Origin of the sequence: Agrobacterium sp. YIC 4121 (assembly GCF_002008205.1) — a bacterium.
GTDB lineage: Bacteria > Pseudomonadota > Alphaproteobacteria > Rhizobiales > Rhizobiaceae > Agrobacterium > Agrobacterium leguminum.
This window is the reverse complement of record NZ_MRDI01000002.1, coordinates 1-18426: the sequence shown is the minus strand read 5'-3', so window position 1 is coordinate 18426 and position 18426 is coordinate 1. Positions and strand designations below refer to the sequence as shown.

Sequence of the window (18426 nt, the reverse complement as noted above, 5' to 3'; positions counted from 1 at the left end):
CATTCACGATTGTGTGTTCAACAAAAAGTTTCCGCTTCCCTTGACCTTCCCATCATGGGAATCTCTACATAGGGTCTCGAAAGGGGATTTCCCATGAACGAGACAGTCAAACACGCCCATCGACATGAACCGGTTTCCATTCCCGTGGAAGGCATGACCTGTGCTTCCTGCGTGCGCCGGGTGGAAACGGCCGCGGCCAAAGTGCCGGGTGTCATGTCGAGTTCCGTGAACTTCGCCACGAAGAAGCTCACCGTCGAGCCGGCCGAAGGTTTTTCTGCCAGAACGCTTGGCGCCGCCATCAAGAAGGTCGGTTACGATATCGCGCCGGAACGTCACGAATTTGCGGTGGAAGGCTTGCGGGGCGAGGCTGGGGCCGAGCGGCTGAAGGCCGTTCTGGAAGCGGTCGCCACCACAGTCGCCGTCAAGGTCGATGCGGCCTCCGGCAAGGCCTCCGTGGAAACGATTGGCGGCCGGCGTGAACGGAATGCGCTTGTGGAAACGGCAAAGCTTGCCGGGTTCGTGCTGAAGACGCCGGCGCCGCACGACCATTCCGCCCACAACGGTCACGGCCAGCACCACGGACATCATCAGGGCCACGGCCAGATGGCGGCGGGCGAGGCCGGCGGCCACGACCATATGCAGCATGCCGGCGAAGAGGGCGCGCTGAAACGCGACCTGACGATCGCCGCGATCCTGACCGCGCCGCTTTTCGTGCTGGAAATGGGCGGCCATCTTTATGAGCCGATGCATCACTGGCTGATGGGCATCATCGACACGCAGAACCTCTATTACGTCTATTTCGCGCTGGCGACGGCGGTGATTTTTGGACCGGGCCTGCGTTTCCTCAAGACCGGTTTCCCGGCTCTGCTGCGCGGCGCGCCGGAAATGAACTCGCTGGTGGCGCTGGGTGTGACGGCGGCCTATCTCTATTCGGTCGTCGTCACCTTCGCGCCCGACCTGCTGCCGGAAGAGGCGCAGTTCGTCTATTATGAAGCGGCAACCGTCATCGTCACGCTGATCCTGACCGGACGGCTTCTAGAAGCCCGTGCCAGCGGCCGCACGGGAGACGCCATCCGCAAGCTGATGAGCCTGCAAGCGAAGACCGCCCGGGTGGAGCGCGACGGCGCTACCATCGATATTTCCCCCGAAGACCTCGTGGCCGGCGATATCGTCGTCATCCGCCCCGGCGAAAGGCTGGCGGTGGATGGCGAAGTCGTCGAAGGCTCCTCCTATGTCGATGAATCCATGATCTCCGGCGAACCGGTGCCGGTGGAAAAGACGGTCGGCGCAACGGTTGTCGGCGGCACCATCAACAAGACCGGCGCCTTCAAGTTCAAGGCAACCAAGGTGGGCGCGGATACCATGCTGTCGCAGATCATCCGCATGGTGGAGGAGGCGCAAGGCTCCAAGCTGCCCATTCAGTTGCTGGTGGACCGCGTCACCGCGCTCTTCGTACCCGTTGTCATCGCTATCGCGGTGCTGACCTTCATCGTCTGGGCGATCTTCGGTCCCGAACCCGCCTATACTTTCGCGCTGGTCAATGCGGTCGCGGTGCTCATCATTGCCTGCCCCTGCGCCATGGGTCTCGCCACGCCGACATCCATCATGGTCGGCACCGGCCGGGCGGCGGAGCTGGGTGTGCTGTTCCGCAAGGGACAGGCGCTACAGGAGCTGCGCTCGGCTGAGATCGTCGTGGTCGACAAGACCGGCACCGTGACCAAGGGTCGCCCGGAACTGACTGATCTGGTGGTTGCGGAAGGGTTTGCCGACAACGAGGTGCTGGCGCTCGTCGCCGCCGTCGAGGGCCGTTCGGAACATCCGATTGCCGAAGCCATCGTCCGGGCTGCGGAAGAAAAGAAGCTTGCGACCCCTGCAGGACTCGAACCTGCGACCGTCGAAAACTTCGAAAGCGTGACGGGTTACGGCATCGCCGCCACCGTCAATGGCCGCAGGGTCGAAGTCGGCGCGGATCGGTTCATGGCGAAACTCGGCCATTCCGTGGATGTCTTCGCTGAGGCCGCCGCAAGGCTGGGTGACGAGGGCAAGACGCCGCTTTATGCCGCCATCGACGGCAGGCTGGCGGCCGCGATTGCGGTTGCCGATCCGCTGAAACCCTCGAGTGTGACGGCCATCAGGGCGTTGCAGGAGATGGGCATCGAAGTGGCGATGGTGACGGGCGACAATGAACGTACGGCGAATGCAATAGCCCGGCAGGTCGGCATTTCCCGCGTGGTGGCCGAAGTGCTGCCCGAGGGCAAGGTGAAGGCGATCCACGAGATGCGCGCAGGCGGCAAGGTGCTGGCCTTCGTGGGAGACGGCATCAACGATGCGCCGGCGCTGGCCGAGGCCGATATCGGCATCGCTGTCGGCACCGGCACGGATGTCGCCATCGAAAGCGCCGATGTGGTGCTGGTCGGCGGCGATCTTCTCGGCACGGTCAACGCCATCGAAATGAGCCGGGCGACCATCCGCAACATCAAGGAAAACCTGTTCTGGGCTTTCGGTTATAATGTGGCGCTGATACCGGTTGCGGCGGGCGTGCTTTATCCGGCCTTCGGCATCACGCTATCGCCGATGATCGGCGCGGGCACCATGGCGCTCTCCAGCGTCTTCGTTCTCGCCAATGCGCTGCGGTTGAAACGGGCGAAGGTGGCCCATCGGGAGGTGACGTCATGAATATCGGCCAGGCATCGGAAGCATCGGGCGTTTCCGCCAAGATGATCCGTTATTACGAGCAGATCGGCCTCATCACGCCGGCCGCCCGCACCGGCAATAATTACCGGGTCTATGGCGAACAGGACGTGCATAATCTGCGCTTCATCAAGCGGGCGCGCACGCTCGGTTTCTCGCTGGAAGAAACCGAGACGCTGCTGAAACTCTGGCAGGACAAGACCCGCGAAAGTTCGGCGGTCAAGGAAATCGCGCTCGTCCATATCGCCGATCTCGAACAGAAGATCGCCGAGATGAAGAGCATGGTGAAGACGCTTTCCCATCTCGCCCATTGCTGCGGCGGCGACCACCGGCCCGATTGTCCCATCCTCGACGATCTCGCGGGCGCGGATAAGACCGACGCCAGACGCGCGCGAACCCACTGACCTTTAATGACGGCCGGTGCGAGAACATCGCGACCGGCGATAAGGAGAAAACCATGAGTGCAACCACCTTCCTCATTCCGGACATGACCTGCGGCCATTGCGAAAAGACGCTGCGCGGCGCTCTCACGGAGGCTCTTCCCGGCGCATCCGTCAGCATCGACCTCGATGCCCACAGACTGACGGTTATGGGCGATGCCGCAACTGCGGAAGCGGCGATCCGCGAAGCCGGTTATTCGCCGGAACGGGCGGGCTGAAGCGTCTCGTTGCTGGAATGAGTGGGAACGATGTGCTACTGAGTAGCATTATCTTTCCTGTTAAGGGAGTGCCACAATGTCCGTCAAGGCGTCAGTTTCCATCTCCGATCAGCAGGATAGCTTCGCCCGCAGGCTGGTGGAGGAAGGGCGTTATGCCAGCCTCAGTGCCGTCGTCCAGCGAGGGCTGGAACTGCTTCGGCAGGAAACGGAACTGAAGGACGCCGAACTTGCCGCGCTTCGTGATTTGCTGGTCGAGCGACGGCAGGGCGACTTCGTCTCCGTGGAAGAGGGCAAGCAAAGAACGGCAGCGATGATCGCGGCCAAGAAGGCCGGTTATGGCCTTTAAGGTCCTGCGCTCGACACAGACGGATCAGGACCTCGGCCTCATTCTCGACCATCTCATCCAGTCCTATCTCGACCTTGGCGACGCCTTGCCGGGGGCTTTTGCGCGCGCTGCGCGACGCGTGGGGTCAATTGAAGCGGATATGGAAGCGCTTCACAAAGCGCCTTTTCAGGGGACATTATTGCCTGAAATATTGCCCGGCCTTCGCCGGGTAACGAAAAATCAGGCTGTCTTTTATTTCGATGTCGATGAGGGTGAAAAGACCGTGCGTATTCTCGCGGTCTTTTTCGGCGGGCAGGATCATCTGCGCCATATGCTCACGCGCCTGTCCCGTCGCACCCCGAATCTTCCCTAAACCTCGTCGAAAGCCCCGCCTTCCCGCGAAGGGTTGCGGTCGATCACCCGTTCCTCGGCATCGTCGGGCAGGGCTTCGTCGCTTTCCTGATAGGGATCGTCCTCGCTCTCTGCCTCTTCTTCCTCGATTTCCTGTTCGATGGATTGCGGAATTTCTCCCTTGGCGGGAAGGGCGTCGATATCGAGATCGAGGAGGTCCTCATCCATGGCGTCTTCGTTGCGGGGCAGGATTTTCTCGCGGTCCATGACGGTGTCCTTTCTGTCCGTTCATTGCACAAACGGCCCGGAGGCGCGAAGGGTTCCTGCCGCCGCTGAATTCCGTAACTGAATTCCGTCGGGCTGTATTGCGTGAAAAAGCCGTCTTGACCTCAATGGCGCTTGAGGTTCTAGTTTGCCTGCCGTAACCGAAAAAATGGAAAGGATACGGCTTTGTCGAGTATGGAAATGACGGAGAAAAACGGCTGGAGCGAATTGCTGAGCGGGGCGAATCTCTCGCTTCTGACCGTCATTTCCTCCGGTATCGGCCTGCACGCTTTCAATCAGTTCGCGGTGGTGACGGCCTTGCCCGTGGCCGTCAACGAAATCGGCGGCGCTGCCTTTTATAGCTGGGCCTATAGTCTCTATTTCGTCGGCTCCGTCGCGGGCGGCGTCACCGCCGTCCTGTTTCGCGAGCGTTTTGGCGCACGCGTCGTTTTGCTTCTCTGCTGCCTGATTTTTTCTTTCGGTTCGGTCCTCTCGGCAATCGCCGGTGACTTTTTGTGGGTGGTCGTCGGACGTGCCCTGCAGGGACTGGCGGACGGGCTGATCGTTGCCGTTTGCTACAGCCTCATTCCCGCCGGTTTCCGCTCCGGCCTGCTGCCGAAGGTCTTCGCCATCGAGGCGGCGATCTGGGCGGTCGCCTCCTTCATCGGCCCGCTGACCGGCGGTTTCGCCACCGAACACATCTCCTGGCGCGCTACTTTCCTGCTGTCGGCGCCTCTGATCCTGCTGCTTCTGGCCTATACCACCATTGCCGTGTCCGCCGAGCGGCCGGTGGCGGCGACGCGCAAACCGCTGGTGCCGCTGTTTCTGTGCCTTGTCGGCGCCCTGGCGTTCTCCGCGCCTTCCGCCTTCGAGGATGCGAGCCTGCGCGCCCTTTCGCTGCTGGTGGGCGCGGCGATGCTGTGGGCTTCGCTGCGTGCGGGCATCCGGCCTTCAATCGGTCTTTTCCCGAAGGATTCCTTTCGGCTGAAGACGGTGCTCGGCAGCGGTTTCTGGGTGCTGTTCCTGATGTCCTATGCCCATGCGCTGGGCAGCGTCTATCTCGCTTATGTCGCCATCAATCTCTGGCGGCATGAACCGACCTTTGCCGGTTTCATCGTGGTGACGATGCCGCTTGCCTGGAGCTTCGTGGCGATGCTGATCGGCAGCCTGCGTTCTGCCCGCCTTCGCGAGATTTGCCTGCATTACGGCCCTTACCAGATGGTGCCGGGCTGCGCGCTGCTGGGGCTCGGGCTTGCGACCGGCAACTGGGGAGAAATGCTCATCGGGCAAATTCTGATAGGCTCTGCCTTCGGCATGTCATGGGCCGGCATCAGCCAGGCCGCCATGGAGGCCGCGCCGGAAGAGGAACGCAAGATGACGGGGGCGCTGCTGCCGACAGTCGCGACGCTGGGCGCCGCCGCCGGTGCGGGCGCCAGCGGCACCGTCGCCGCTGCGACCGATCTGGTAGGGCAGATCGAGCGGGCGGATGTGACGATGCCGATGGTTTACCTCTATGGGCTGGGTGTGCTCGTATCGCTGCTGGCGATCATGACCGCCAGCGGGTTGCGGGGCGAACGGCGGCTCATCCGCCGCCGTCAGGACTGAGTGGTGGCGATGGTGATCGCCGCCAGGTAAACGACGAAGGCCATGATCGCGATCGCGCCGATGATGACGACGATGCCCTTGCCGGCGCGTTTTTTCTCGGCCTTGTTTTCATTGGCTTCGGTGGGAAACAGGATCGGATCGCTGGTGTCGCGGATTTTGGTCATGCCGTTTCTCCTTATCCGTGGAATGGGCGGTTTCGGTCTATCAACCGCCCAATCCGTCAAAAGGTTCCTCACGGTTTCAGCGCCCAGCTGGTGGCATGCACCACCGCACCGGGGGCGGCCTTCAGCAGCGCCGAGCGTACCGGTTCGAAACCTTCGAGGCGCTTGGTGCCCACATATCGGCCGCGATTGGCGAAGACTTCGATGGAGCCGTAATCGAGAAAGATGCGGATGCGGGATGCCCTCGCTCCTTTGGCGATATAATGCGGCGAGGGGCCGTCGCGCCCGTCCTCGTGGCGGATCCACAGGCCCGTTTCATCGGAAACGACGCCCAGCCTCACCGCCGGATGATCGAGCTCCAGTTCGAAGGGCGCGCCGGGTGAGGCAAGCTCGAACAATATTTCCACCGCCCCGTTGATGAAGGTAATGCGTTCGCCGGCGGCCAGCCGCGTGCGGTCGAGAATATGGCTGCGAAGGCTTTCCGCCGCACCGATGGGCGGGGTCAAAAGCTCGCCGTTTGCATAGTGAATCCGGCGCGGCAGCGTCATGGAGGTGGGAAAATCGATCTCCGGATTGGCATCCGCCCAATTGGCCAGCCAGCCCATGCCGATGATGCTGTCGCCATCCAGAAAGGCCTGGAAGGCGTAATTGTCGGTGCCGAAATCCAGTTCCTGCCCGGATTCCTTGGTGAAGACCTTGCCGTCGAACCAGCCGACATCGGCCATGGTGAGGTTCTTGCGGCCGGTTTCCGGGTCTTCCGAATGCATCAGCCCATAGATCAGCACCCAGCGGGTGGAACGGGCATTGGCAGGACCATCGAGCGGCAGCAGGCAGGGGCATTCGATGGCTGTGGTTTTATAACGCGTTTCCACCCACAGCTTGCCCACATAGGTCCAGCCCGATGCGGCGGTGGGGTCCAGCGTCTCGTAAAGCAGGATGACGCCGCCGCCATCGCTCTGGCTGCCGAGCACCATTTTCCAAAGACCATCAGGGCCGCGAAAGACGTAAGGGTCACGGAAATCCGGCGTCAGCCCCTGTCCGTCCGGGCGAGTACCGAGAATGACTTCGGCCTGCCCGGCCATGATGAGATCGGAGGAGGTGGCTGTGAGCTGTATCTGCTGTTCGGGAATGCGATCCTGCACCTGCTCGGTGAAGAAGACGCGGATGCCCGTGCCTTCCACCAGCGGAATGGTGGAGCCGGAATAGGCGCCGCCGCGCTTGTCTGGCCGTGTCGTCAGATCCTCGGAAGGGAAAAGGAAGATCGGCAAGTGCCGCCAGCGCAGATAATCCGAGGAGACGGCATGGCCCCAATGCATGGTGTTCCAGCGCAGCCCGTGCGAATAATGCTGATAAAACAGATGCGGCCGCCCCTCGAAGCGACCGAAACCGTTCGGGTCGTTCATCCAGCCGAAAGGCGGGCGGAAGTGATAGCTGCCGGGAAGCTCCGGTGCGGCATTGTCCGGCTTGGTATGGACGACGGTGATGCCGGTTTCCAGCACATCCGACGCCGTGAACCAGTAGATGACGGAAACGGCGGTCGTGACCGTGTCGTAACTCAGCTCCACATGGCCGCCGCCGAAAACCTGATAGATTCGAAAACTGAACTCTTCCGTGTTGACGCTTGAAACCTCAGCAAATTTTCCATTCTGATTGGAAAAGGAGACGGCACCCGGCTCGGCATCTTTCTTCGCTTTCAGCCAGACATGGAAGGTGGCGTTGACGGGCAGATCGGTGTGAATGGTGCGGATGGCGCTTTCCGGCTCGGCTACGGCTTCAACGACGCTCATTGCTTTTCCTTTCCTTGGGCATTCTGCGGGTCAAGAATAGGAACGATGATGGCGCGGGAAAGTTCATTGCGCAAAATTGAATGAGGCGATCGCGCAGGTTGGGCATTTATCGCTCGCATCCGCCGCCTTCCGGCCCCATATAGGGGCAAAGCAGGGAGTTTACCCGTGATGAAATTCGACAATTCCTATGCCCGCCTGCCGGAACGGTTCAGCGCCGCCGTGCTGCCGACGCCGGTGAAGGCGCCGCGGCTCATCGCCTTCAATCGTGGGCTGGCCGATGAACTCCTTCTCGATGTGGCCGGCCTTGACGATGAAAGGCTGGTGGCGATCTTTTCCGGCAATGTCGTGCCGCAGGGGGCCGAGCCGCTGGCCATGGCCTATGCCGGCCACCAGTTCGGCGGTTTCGTGCCGCAGCTCGGCGATGGCCGCGCCATTCTGCTCGGCGAGGTGATCGACAGGAGCGGCAAGCGCCGCGATATCCAGCTCAAGGGCTCCGGCCCGACGCCGTTTTCGCGCCGGGGCGACGGGCGCGCGGCCCTTGGCCCGGTGCTGCGCGAATATATCGTGTCGGAGGCGATGTTTGCACTCGGCATTCCCGCCACGCGGGCGCTGGCGGCTGTCCTCTCCGGCGAGAGGGTGCAGCGCGAAGTCGGCCTGCCGGGCGGTGTTTTCACCCGCGTTGCGGCAAGCCATATCCGTGTCGGCACGTTCCAGTTCTTCGCGGCGCGCGAGGATGAGGAAGGGATCAAAAACCTCGCTGACTATGTGATCGACCGTCATTATCCCGAGGCGAAAGAGGCAGACAATCCTTACCTCGCCCTGCTGCAAGGCATAGCGCAACGGCAATGCGACCTCATCGCCCGCTGGATGATGGTGGGTTTCATCCATGGCGTGATGAATACTGACAATATGGCGGTCTCCGGCGAAACCATCGATTTCGGCCCCTGCGCCTTCCTTGATGAATATCACCCCAACAAGGTCTTTTCCTCCATCGATGCGCAGGGCCGTTATGCCTTCAACAACCAGCCGGGCATCGCGCAATGGAACATTGCAAGGCTGGCGGAATGCCTGTTGCCGCTGCTCGATCCGCAGGTGGAAAAAGCCGCCGAACTCGCCAATGCCGTTCTCGCCGATTTCGCCGCCGCCTTTCCGAAACGCTGGCTTGCCGGCATGCGCGAAAAGCTTGGCCTGACGACGGAGGAAGAGGGCGACATCGATCTGGTGCAGGCGCTGCTGGCGCTGATGCAGGCATCGGAGGCGGATTATACGCTGACCTTCCGGCGCCTTTCCCATGCGGCCAATGGCGATGCCGAACCGTTTCGTGGCATGTTCATCGATATTGCCGGGGCGGACGAATTTCTGGCGCGCTGGCGGGAAAGAGCCGGCCGCGAGGGGATTTTGGATTCCGAACGATCAGCGGCGATGCTCTCCGTCAATCCCGCCATCATCCCGCGCAACCATCGCATCGAGGAACTGATAGAGGCAGCGGTGGAAGAGGGGGATTTCGAGCCATTCCACGCCATGCTGAGGGCAATCGCCACGCCTTTCGAGGAGCGGCCGGACAACTTCGTCTATATGCAGCCGCCGATGAGCCATGAGCGGGTGTTCAGAACGTTTTGCGGGACGTAACGGGTTCGTCAATCCTCGCCGTCATGCCGGACTTGATCCGGCATCCAGCCGCCGCGCGTCTGCGCGGCGAGAGAAGCCTTTTCAGCCCAAGGACTTGGGCTGGCTGGATACCGGCTCGAGGCCGGTATGACGGAGGAATGGGAGGAGATGTTCTCTCGCCCGGTTGCTCTTTCTCACCCAACCCGCGCCAGCGGCTCATGCGCGCCATAATAGTGGCCGAACCGGTTTTCGAGGAATTTCGATAGCGCCACTTCCTCCTGTCGCACGAAGCCCTTCTGCGGCAGGGCGCCTTCGGCGAGCAGATCGAGAACCGTGCAGATGCCGGCGGCGGTCGTGATCTGGATGGCGCTCATCATCCGGCCGGAAACCGGGCCGGCATAGACCTTGTTGGCGTAGGTTTCCTGCAGGAAACGGCCGTTCCGGGTGCCGCAGACGGTGACGAAGACGATGACCACATCCTGCATGGTGCCGGGCAGGGCGTTTTCGAACAGGTCCTTCAGCACATCGCGGCGATTGCGCAGGTTGAGGTCGTTCAAGAGCGCCTTCATGATCGCCACATGGCCGGGATAACGGATGGTGCGGTAATTCATCGTCCGCACCTTGCCTTCCAGCGTGGCGCAGAGCGTGCCAAGCCCGCCCGAGGTGTTGAAGGCCTCGTAGGTGACGCCGTCAAGCGAAAATTCCTCACGTTCCTCCAGCGCCGGAACGGCGGTAAGGCGGCCTTCGACGATCGCTTCGCAGGGCTCGATATATTCGTTGATCAGCCCGTCCGTGCTCCAGGTGAGGTTGTAATTGAGCGCATTGGACGGATATTGCGGCAGAGCGCCGACGCGCATCCTCACGCTGTCCAGCTTGTCGAACCTGGCGGCGAGATCGGCAGCGACGATGGAGATGAAGCCGGGGGCGAGGCCGCATTGCGGAATGAGCGCCGTCCCGGCCGTTTCTGCCAAGGCCTTGACCTTGCGGGTGGATTCGACGTCTTCGGTGAGATCGAGATAATGCGTGCCGACGGCAACGGCCGCTTCGGCAATGCCTGCCGTCAGGTGAAAGGGGGCGGCGGAAAGCACGGCGAATTTGCCTTTCAGCAGTGCTTCCAGAGCGGGACGGTCGGTGATGTCGACGATTTCGGTATCGACACGTTCATGCGCCGGCACATTGGCCAGCTGATCGGCCGAACGGTCTGCGACGGTGATGCGATAATCGCCGGTGGCCGCCAGCATCCAGGTGATGGCCGAACCGATATTGCCCGCGCCGATGACGACAATGTTTTTCATGTTTTGTTCCCCGCAGTGAATGCAAATCTGTTAGCGCGAATGCGCTTCAAAAACAGAATGCCAGTTTTTATTGACGATTCGCAGCTTCACTATGTGCGGATAGCGGGTTAATATTTGGCAATAAGACGACAGGATTGGTCACTATGACGATTGCAGACAAGGACCGGGCGCTGCTCGCCCTGCTTTCCGAAAATGCCCGCATGCCGGTGGCGGAGCTGGCGCGCAAACTCGGCCTCTCGCGCACCACGGTGCAGGCCCGCATCGAGCGGCTGGAGGCGGACGGGGTGATCGCGGGTTACGGCCTCAGGCTTTCGGAAAGCTATCTTTCCGGGCTGGTGCGCGCCCATGTGCTGATCACCATCGGGCCGAAGGCGCTGCCCGGCGTCACGGCGGCGCTTGCCGCCATCAAGGAGGTGACGACGCTGCATTCGGTGAGCGGCACCTTCGACCTCATCGCCATTCTGGCCGCGCCTTCGATCCTCGACCTCGACCGGTTGATCGACAGGATCGGCGCGCTTGACGGCGTGGAGCGAACGCTGTCGTCGATCATTCTGTCGACGCGGATTTCGCGGTAGGGGGTGGGCCCGCGGCAGGCGCAGCGCTGACTGTTATTCTGGACGCTCTCTTCCTCCTCATCCCTGTGCTTGTCACAGGGATCCAGCCGACGCGCGTCTGCGCGGCGAGAAAAGTCCTTTCAGCCCAAGGACTTGGGCTGGCTGAATTCCTGTGACAAGCACAGGAATGAGGGGCGCGTGGGTATGCCGCGCCTCGATCTAAACCACCGCCCGCTCATCATAAGCCCTCTGCGCCGCCATCACGGCCTCGATATTCCCCTCCGCCCAATGGGCAAGCGCCGCCACCGTGTCGGTCAGCGTCCGCCCCAGCGGCGTCAGCGAATATTCGACCGTCACCGGCACGGTCGGGAACACCTGCCTCGAAATCAGCCCGTCGCGCTCGAGCTTCTTCAGCGTCTGCGACAGGACCTTCTGCGAAATGCCCTTGATTTCCCTGCGCAGCAGATTGAAGCGCACCGCCTCCACCCGCAACCGGTCGAGGATCAGCAGCGCCCATTTGTCGGCGATCCTGTCCAGCACCATGCGGGTGGGGCAGCGGTCTTCATAGACGTCATAGATACGTTCCATGGGTTTGTTCCGTCGTTTCAGGGCCATGCCGGTTTCCGAAAGGAAACCAGATAACTGAAAAGTGCTCTCTTTTCATGATTTCGCAAACGCAGTACCTGTGTTTTCGAAACATGGTTTCCATTAGATACTACAGAGATTTGAGATGACAGGCAAGATACTCGTAATCGGTTCCACCGGCACCATCGGCACGCCGCTGGTGAAAACGCTGCTTTCCAGGGGGGAAAGCGTGAAGGCCGCGTCGCGTAGCGGCAAGGCCACGGGCGGCGTGGAAGGGGTGCGTTTCGATTATACCGACGCAGCGACTTATGCGGATGCCTTCGACGGCGTTGACCGTCTGTTCCTTCTCCTTGCGGGCGGGCGTCTGGATGCCATCGACGCGCTGACGCCTGTGGTCGAGGAGGCGGCGCGCCGCAAGGTGAAGATCGTGTTCCTCAGCGTCCTCGGCGTCGATGCCGACGATTCCATTCCCTATCGCCAGATCGAGCTAAAGATCATCGCTTCGGGCACGCCTTACGTCATCCTGCGCCCCAACTGGTTTGCCGATAATTTCCACAGCTACTGGAAGGCCGGCATCGATCACGGCCAGATCGCCGTGCCGGCCGGCGAGGGCAAGTCGAGCTTCATCGACGTCCGCGATATTGCCGACAGCGCCGCCGCCGCCCTGACCTCTGACGCCTTTAACGGCAAGGCTTTCAACCTGACAGGTCCGAAGGCCTTCGGTTACGGCGAAGCGGCCGCGCTGATATCGCAGGCGATCGGCAAGCCGGTGTCCTACGCCGCCGTTTCGGATGAGGTCTTCATCGGCATCCTCACCGGTGCGGGCGTGCCGCAGGACTACGCCTCCTTCCTCGCTTCGATCTTTTATCCCGTGCGTGAAGGCTGGACAGCGGTGGTGACCGGCGATGTCGAAACGCTCACCGGCCATGCGCCGCGTTCACTCGAGACCTATATCGCCGACAATCTGGACCGGCTGAAGGGCTGAGGCTCAAAGCGAGCCCGCTGCGTTTACGCCGGATCGGTGGAGCCGCGGCGGGCCTTGAAGAACATCTTCAGCCGCTGGATCTCCTCGGGGTTCCAGCCGCCTGGCGCGGTTACTTCCGTCCATGCATCGATGTAATGTTCCGGCACATAGACATGGCCATAACCGATGGGCGCGGTGGTTGCGGCGGCGACATCGAGGCCGAGCTGCAGCAGGGTGACGACCGGGAACCAGCGGAAGGATGTGGAAACGTCAGGCCCGTGATGCGCCATCCATTGCGGCCGCCGGTAAAGCGAGGCGGCCTCGAAGAAGGTAATCGGGTCGCTGGCATATTGCAGATAGACGATCCGCATTGGTCCCCATTTCGCATCGGGCATATGCGCGGTCGTATATTGGTTGGCGAAGCGGATGACGGAGGAATCGCGGAAACGCGGCAGCCATTCCGGCGTGCCCTTCACCCGGCCATTGGTGGCCATGCGCCATGTCGGGCTGGAAAAGGGCGGTCCGCTCCACAGCGCGCCCTGGAACGGATCGGAGAGCACATCGTAAAGATCCGAGGATTTCTGCGAATTGAGCGAACCGAGGCTGAGGCCATGCAGGTAAAGCTTCGGCCGCGTTTCCTTCGGCAGCGTGGTCCAGTAACCGTAGACGGCCTCGAACAAAGCGCGCGCCGTCTCAACACCGTAATCCGGCTCCGTCAGCAGCGCGATCCAGCTCGAGAGATAGGAATATTGCACGGCGACGCTGGCGATATCGCCGTCATGCAGATATTCGACCGTATCGAGCGCTTCCGGGTCGATCCAGCCGGTGCCGGTGGGAATGACCACCAGAAGCACCTTGCGCTCGAAACCGCCGACCCGTTTCAGTTCCTCCAGCGCCAAGGCCGCTCTTTCTTCCGGCGTCGACGCCGAGTTGAGGCCCGCATAGACCCTGAGCGGCTCCTTTGCCGGGCGATGGGTGAAGGCGGATATCTCTGTGGCCGCCGGACCTTCGGCGACGAATTCACGCCCGCGTCGGCCGAGCGATTCCCATGTCATCAGCGAGGCGCTGCTGCCGGTCTTGAGCGCATCTGACGGGCGCGGCACATCTGGTTCGATCAGCGCATCCACCTGCTTCAGCGAGGAATCGGCAAATCTGAGGCCGATATCGAAGATCAGCCCATTGAGCAGCATCCAGGAGAGTATGATCGCCACCGCGATACCGAGCACATTGGCAAGGCGGCGCGGCAGGAAATGGCGGCTGCGCGCGGCAAAGAACCGGCGGATAAGCTGGAACAGCCGGCCGGCGCCGATGAGGATGGCGGCGACCAGCACCGCAAGGCCGCCGGTCTTGGTGGGGTGGGCGCTCGGCAGCGGATCGAGCTCCATCAAAACGCGGATGGAATTCTGCCAATCCTTCGCCTGCCATAAAAACGCGATTGCCGTGATGGCGGCGGCAAGCGCAATGAGAAAACGAATGCCGCGCACATTGTGGCGTGAAGGTTCAGGCAGCTCCAGATAGGCCCAGATGGCGTGCAAAGCGACACCGATCAGATAACCGATGGCGAAGGAAAAGCCGCACAGCACCCCCTGCATCAGCCATGTGCGCGGCAGGAGCGAGGGCGTGAGCGAAGCACAGAACAGGATAGTGCCGAAGACGATGCCGGTTGCCGAAAGACCTGCAAACAACCGCTCAACCCATTGTTTCACCAACTTGACTTGCCCCTTGTACTCACCGCGTGGTGCGGAGTGTAATATGTGACGGACGAGGGTGCAAATCCTGCGGGCAGGATAAAAATCACAAAAATAGGAAAATAATCCTTTACAGCGTGACGGTCGTTTGATAGTGTTTGGCTACGGTCGGAGATTTGCGGCTGGGTTAATTCAAAATATCAGAGCGCTGGATTTTACAAATAACAAGGCTTTGCTCTCTTCCCTCATTCCTGTGCTTGTCACAGGAATCCAGCCAGCCCAAGTCCTTGGGCTGAAAAGACTCCTTCGGCCGCGCAGACGCGCGTCGACTGGATTCCTGTGACAAGCACAGGAATGAGGGTTGTGGAGAGGCGCCGCCCGCAAATGAACCGCGTGCATCCCGTACCCATTTCCCATCTCAGGCCAATTCCATGACAATGTCTCACAATTGCGATCCGGCGCTCTACGGCGTCTGGCCGGAAACGCCCGCCTATGCGGCTGAGGACGCGCTTGAAGCCGCACCGGAGACGAAGTCGCGGGCCGACAGGCTGGCTGCCGAAGATGCGGCGCGCAATGGCAGCCTGCGGCAATTGCTGAACGAGCTGACGGAGGAGATGCGCGAGCAGTTCTGCCTGTACCGCAATCTCCGCCAGGCGAGCGAAGCGGCCTTTCTGGCGACGGCGGAGGATGCTTCGGGCAAGCTGGCGCGCGCCGATGTGAAGGCTGCGACGGACCAGCTCTCGCTGATCGTCCGCACGCTGGAGCGGATCGACGCTTTGCAACGGGTGCTGGCGGAAGAGAGGGAAGCTTTTTCTAGCGAAGACGAAACCGAGGCCGGGGATTACGAAGCGGCGGTGGCGCATTTCCTCAACCGCATCGACGAACTGGCTGAACAGAAATGCCGCGCGAAGATGGAGGTCGATCTCGCCCGCAGCGCATCCGCAGAAACCGACACATGACGGATATGCCAACCGGACCCCATCTGCCGGCGCAGGTCTTCAACCTCCTGCGTGACTGGCGTTTCATCGGCAACCTGCCGCAGCAACCGCCGGAGGGAGACTGGCGGACATGGCTGCTGATCGGCGGGCGCGGTTCCGGCAAGACCCGCGCCGGGGCGGAATGGGTGCATCGTGTCGCATCCGCCGGCAAGCAGTCGGATTTGCGCATCGCGCTCGTGGCAGAAACGCTGGGTGACGCCCGGGAGGTGATGATCGACGGCATTTCCGGCATCTGCCGCATCGCCCGCCGCCATCGCCCCGCCTTCGAGGTATCGCGCCGGCGGCTCCTCTGGCCGAATGGCGCGATGGCGCAGGTGTTTTCTTCGGAAGACCCGGAAAGTCTGCGTGGCCCGCAATTCCACATGGCCTGGGCGGATGAGCTGGGCAAATGGAAGTATCCGCAGGAAACCTGGGACATGCTGCAATTCGGCCTGCGTCTGGGTGAAACGCCCCGGCAACTGGTGACCACCACGCCACGGCCCATTCCTTTGCTGAAGGCGCTTCTCGCCGATCCCGCGACACGGGTGGCGCGGATGCCGACGGCCATGAATGCGCGCAATCTCTCGCCCGGTTTTCTCAAAGCCATGCAGGACCGTTACGGTGGCACGCGGCTGGGGCGTCAGGAAATCGGCGGTGAATTGATCGACGAGCGCGAGGGCGCGCTGTGGAAACGCGCCGATCTGGAAGCGATCATAGAAGAGGCGCATGAGCCGCTGGCGCGAATCGTGGTGGCGGTAGACCCGCCCGCCGGCGTCGGCGAACATTCCTGCTGCGGCATCGTCGTGGCGGGGCTTGGCATGTCCGGGCGTCTTAACGTGCTGGCGGATTGTTCGGTGGAGGGCGAAACGCCGGCCGGCTGGGCCCGCGCCGCGGTCGCCGCCTTTCGCCGCCACGAGGCTGACCGGGTGGTGGCGGAGGTCAATCAGGGCGGCGAGATGGTGCGCGCCATGCTGCAGAGCATCGATGCCAACCTGCCGCTGACACTGGTGCGGGCGAGCCGCGGCAAGTTCACCCGCGCCGAGCCGGTTGCGGCACTCTACGAACAGGGCAGGGTGCGCCACGCCGCGCGGTTTGAAAAGCTGGAAGACCAGATGACCGATTTCGGGCCTGACGGCCTATCCTCCGGGCGCTCGCCGGACAGGCTGGATGCGCTCGTCTGGGCGATAACAGCGCTGACGACGATGGTGGTGAGTGAACCGAAAGTGCGGGGGATGTGAGGTGGCTGATTATTGGCTCCCGCGAAGGAGAGCCAATTGCGGGCCGAGCGGATGCCCCCGGTTTCTTCTCCCCGCCGGGGAGAAGAAAAGTGAGGCATCGTCAACGCCCATTTCGGGCGTCTGACGGATATTATTTCTTCGGGGATTGCGCCGGTTTCGGCTGGGAGCCGGTTTCACGCATCTGGCGCCACTCGTTTTCGAGACGGTCATAAACGGTCTGGGGGATTGTCGCTGTCATGGTGGCATTCCTCCTTGAATGGTTAACGCTGCAGGATTGCGCGGTGAATGGAGTTAGCGCGCTAAGGTTCCGAAATTCAAGGAATTTTTTACCCCAAAACCCCGGGGCGCGGATTAAAATCGATTAAGGTTTTTTCAAATCGATTTAGTTCCGGCGGCCTGCATGTGGAAAAAACCGGGCGTCGCATTGCCCATCATTTTCAGGAGCCATCATGGCCTATGACGAGGCGCGATTCTTCGCGTCGGCGCGGATTTCCATTTTCGGCGGTCGCCTGCGCGCGGCCCAGCTTGCCGGCACGAAAACGATGCTGGCAGGATTTGAAAAGTCGATGCCGGGCGGCGATCCGCGCTGGCTCGCCTATATGCTGGCGACGGCCTTTCACGAGACGGCGGCGACCATGCAGCCGGTGCGCGAGACATTGGCGGCGAGCGATGCCGAGGCGATGGCAAGGCTCGACCGCGCCTTTGCGGCGGGCAGGCTGCCCATGGTGCGCAAGCCCTATTGGCGGCCGGACACGGAGGGTAAGAGCTGGCTGGGGCGCGGCTTCGTGCAGCTGACGCATCGGCGCAATTACGAGGCCATGTCGGCGCTGACCGGCGTCGATCTCCTCGAACGGCCCGAGCGCGCCATGGAGGCGGAGGTGGCCACCGCGATCCTGATCCACGGCATGGCGGGCGGCGGTTTTACCGGCCGCAGGCTCTCCGATTTCTTCAGCGACAGGTGCGAAGATTGGGACGGCGCCCGCGCCATCATCAATGGCAGCGACCGGGCGCGGCTGGTGGGCGGTTACGGGCGCGCATTTCATCACGCGCTTGTCGCGGCGCGGATTGAACCCAAGCGGGGCAGATGATAACCCGTTACCCGGTGCCGAAAAGGCTGCCTCCGAATTCTGCATGACAGGTGACACCGTGATCCGCCATATCGTCTTTTTCACCGTTCCCGAGGAAAACCGCGACGCCGTGCGCAGGGGGCTTTCCGGCCTGACCGCGATACCGCATTCGCTGAAGCTGGAAATCGGCGAGAACGTGAAGAAGGACCAATGGGGCAATTCGGTCGATTTCATCGTCTATGGCGAGTTCGAAAACGAGGCGGCGCTCGCCGCTTATAAGGCCGATCCGGCTTATGACCTCTCGACCCGCACGGTAAAGCCGCTGCGCGAGACCCGCGTTGCCGCCGATTTCGACAGCGATACGGCGGTGAAAGCGCCGATCCGGTAAACGTCCGGTTTCACCGAAGTCGGCATGAGATATTGCCGTTGTGCGGACAAGGTGCCTCACGCGCGACGTCATCCTTGGGCTTGTCCCGAGGATCTGATCACGTCCAATAAAATCGAGACGTTGCAGATGCTCGGGACAGGCCCACTACTGTCCGGTTTAAATTTGCGGCCATTGGAAGGCCATCTGGTTTTGGTTTGTGGGTTTGTCTGGTGGCGGGTTT

The 18426-nt window shown here is 61.8% G+C and carries 19 protein-coding genes; 13 read left to right on the top strand and 6 right to left on the bottom strand.

What is annotated here, in order from left to right; genetic code table 11:
* Positions 1–93: 93 nt before the first annotated feature.
* The 5 genes from BTE54_RS03990 to BTE54_RS03970 all read left to right on the top strand — a co-directional run bounded on the left by BTE54_RS03990 (position 94) and on the right by BTE54_RS03970 (position 4047).
* Positions 94–2676 carry a heavy metal translocating P-type ATPase gene (locus BTE54_RS03990; protein ID WP_198939065.1) on the top strand — a complete coding sequence of 861 codons (2583 nt, stop codon included), beginning with the start codon at positions 94–96 and terminating at the stop codon, positions 2674–2676.
* On the top strand, positions 2673–3095 hold the full coding sequence (gene cueR, locus BTE54_RS03985) for a Cu(I)-responsive transcriptional regulator (protein WP_078051560.1): 423 nt from the start codon (positions 2673–2675) through the stop codon (positions 3093–3095). The genes BTE54_RS03990 and cueR overlap by 4 nt, the downstream gene beginning before the upstream one ends.
* A 53-nt stretch (positions 3096–3148) precedes the next feature.
* A complete protein-coding gene (locus BTE54_RS03980) occupies positions 3149–3349 on the top strand; it encodes a heavy-metal-associated domain-containing protein (protein ID WP_065654204.1) in 201 nt (66 codons plus the stop codon).
* Positions 3350–3425: 76 nt separating this feature from the next.
* Entirely contained in the window at positions 3426–3695 is a 270-nt protein-coding gene (locus BTE54_RS03975) for a type II toxin-antitoxin system ParD family antitoxin (protein ID WP_065654203.1), read from the top strand.
* Positions 3685–4047, top strand: coding sequence for a KluB (locus tag BTE54_RS03970; RefSeq protein WP_078051559.1), 363 nt, complete (start codon positions 3685–3687; stop codon positions 4045–4047). The genes BTE54_RS03975 and BTE54_RS03970 overlap by 11 nt, the downstream gene beginning before the upstream one ends.
* Here BTE54_RS03970 and BTE54_RS03965 read toward each other — a convergent pair.
* Positions 4044–4292: a hypothetical protein gene (locus BTE54_RS03965; protein ID WP_078051558.1), complete on the bottom strand. Its 249-nt coding sequence runs from the start codon at positions 4290–4292 to the stop codon at positions 4044–4046. The genes BTE54_RS03970 and BTE54_RS03965 overlap by 4 nt on opposite strands.
* 192 nt (positions 4293–4484) lie before the next feature.
* Between BTE54_RS03965 and BTE54_RS03960 the strand changes: the two genes are divergently transcribed.
* The gene (locus tag BTE54_RS03960) at positions 4485–5894 is read left to right on the top strand and encodes an MFS transporter (protein WP_198939069.1); all 1410 of its coding nucleotides are present in this window, start codon (positions 4485–4487) and stop codon (positions 5892–5894) included.
* Here the strand turns inward: BTE54_RS03960 and BTE54_RS03955 are convergent.
* Both BTE54_RS03955 and BTE54_RS03950 read right to left on the bottom strand, forming a co-directional pair.
* The gene (locus BTE54_RS03955) at positions 5885–6058 is read right to left on the bottom strand and encodes a hypothetical protein (RefSeq protein WP_078051557.1); all 174 of its coding nucleotides are present in this window, start codon (positions 6056–6058) and stop codon (positions 5885–5887) included. The genes BTE54_RS03960 and BTE54_RS03955 overlap by 10 nt on opposite strands.
* 68 nt (positions 6059–6126) lie before the next feature.
* Positions 6127–7842: a glycoside hydrolase family 32 protein gene (locus tag BTE54_RS03950; protein WP_121490404.1), complete on the bottom strand. Its 1716-nt coding sequence runs from the start codon at positions 7840–7842 to the stop codon at positions 6127–6129.
* A gap of 168 nt (positions 7843–8010) precedes the next feature.
* Between BTE54_RS03950 and BTE54_RS03945 the strand changes: the two genes are divergently transcribed.
* A complete protein-coding gene (locus BTE54_RS03945; RefSeq protein WP_078051556.1) occupies positions 8011–9471 on the top strand; it encodes a protein adenylyltransferase SelO in 1461 nt (486 codons plus the stop codon).
* A 173-nt stretch (positions 9472–9644) separates the two neighbouring features.
* Here the strand turns inward: BTE54_RS03945 and BTE54_RS03940 are convergent, their stop codons facing one another.
* The gene (locus BTE54_RS03940) at positions 9645–10745 is read right to left on the bottom strand and encodes a saccharopine dehydrogenase family protein (protein ID WP_078051555.1); all 1101 of its coding nucleotides are present in this window, start codon (positions 10743–10745) and stop codon (positions 9645–9647) included.
* 143 nt (positions 10746–10888) lie between these two features.
* On the opposite strand from BTE54_RS03940, the gene BTE54_RS03935 reads away from it, so the two are divergent.
* On the top strand, positions 10889–11320 hold the full coding sequence (locus tag BTE54_RS03935) for an Lrp/AsnC family transcriptional regulator (protein WP_003522324.1): 432 nt from the start codon (positions 10889–10891) through the stop codon (positions 11318–11320).
* Between the two features lie 198 nt (positions 11321–11518).
* On the opposite strand, the gene BTE54_RS03930 is transcribed toward BTE54_RS03935, so the two are convergent.
* A complete protein-coding gene (locus BTE54_RS03930) occupies positions 11519–11887 on the bottom strand; it encodes a helix-turn-helix domain-containing protein (protein WP_078051554.1) in 369 nt (122 codons plus the stop codon).
* A 142-nt stretch (positions 11888–12029) separates the two neighbouring features.
* Here BTE54_RS03930 and BTE54_RS03925 point away from each other — a divergent pair, with 142 nt between their 5' ends.
* Positions 12030–12869 carry an SDR family oxidoreductase gene (locus BTE54_RS03925; protein ID WP_078051553.1) on the top strand — a complete coding sequence of 280 codons (840 nt, stop codon included), beginning with the start codon at positions 12030–12032 and terminating at the stop codon, positions 12867–12869.
* A gap of 23 nt (positions 12870–12892) precedes the next feature.
* On the opposite strand, the gene BTE54_RS03920 is transcribed toward BTE54_RS03925, so the two are convergent.
* Positions 12893–14533 carry an alpha/beta-hydrolase family protein gene (locus tag BTE54_RS03920; RefSeq protein WP_198939068.1) on the bottom strand — a complete coding sequence of 547 codons (1641 nt, stop codon included), beginning with the start codon at positions 14531–14533 and terminating at the stop codon, positions 12893–12895.
* Positions 14534–14967: 434 nt separating this feature from the next.
* Between BTE54_RS03920 and BTE54_RS03915 the strand changes: the two genes are divergently transcribed.
* The 4 genes from BTE54_RS03915 (at position 14968) to BTE54_RS03900 (ending at position 18206) form a co-directional block, all read left to right on the top strand.
* A complete protein-coding gene (locus BTE54_RS03915) occupies positions 14968–15495 on the top strand; it encodes a hypothetical protein (protein ID WP_078051551.1) in 528 nt (175 codons plus the stop codon).
* Positions 15492–16751, top strand: a complete 1260-nt coding sequence (locus BTE54_RS03910; RefSeq protein ID WP_198939064.1) for a DNA-packaging protein — start codon at positions 15492–15494, stop codon at positions 16749–16751. The genes BTE54_RS03915 and BTE54_RS03910 overlap by 4 nt, the downstream gene beginning before the upstream one ends.
* A 449-nt stretch (positions 16752–17200) precedes the next feature.
* Positions 17201–17839, top strand: coding sequence for a hypothetical protein (locus BTE54_RS03905; protein WP_078051550.1), 639 nt, complete (start codon positions 17201–17203; stop codon positions 17837–17839).
* Positions 17840–17897: 58 nt separating this feature from the next.
* Entirely contained in the window at positions 17898–18206 is a 309-nt protein-coding gene (locus BTE54_RS03900; protein ID WP_003522330.1) for a Dabb family protein, read from the top strand.
* The last annotated feature ends 220 nt before the right edge of the window (positions 18207–18426 follow it).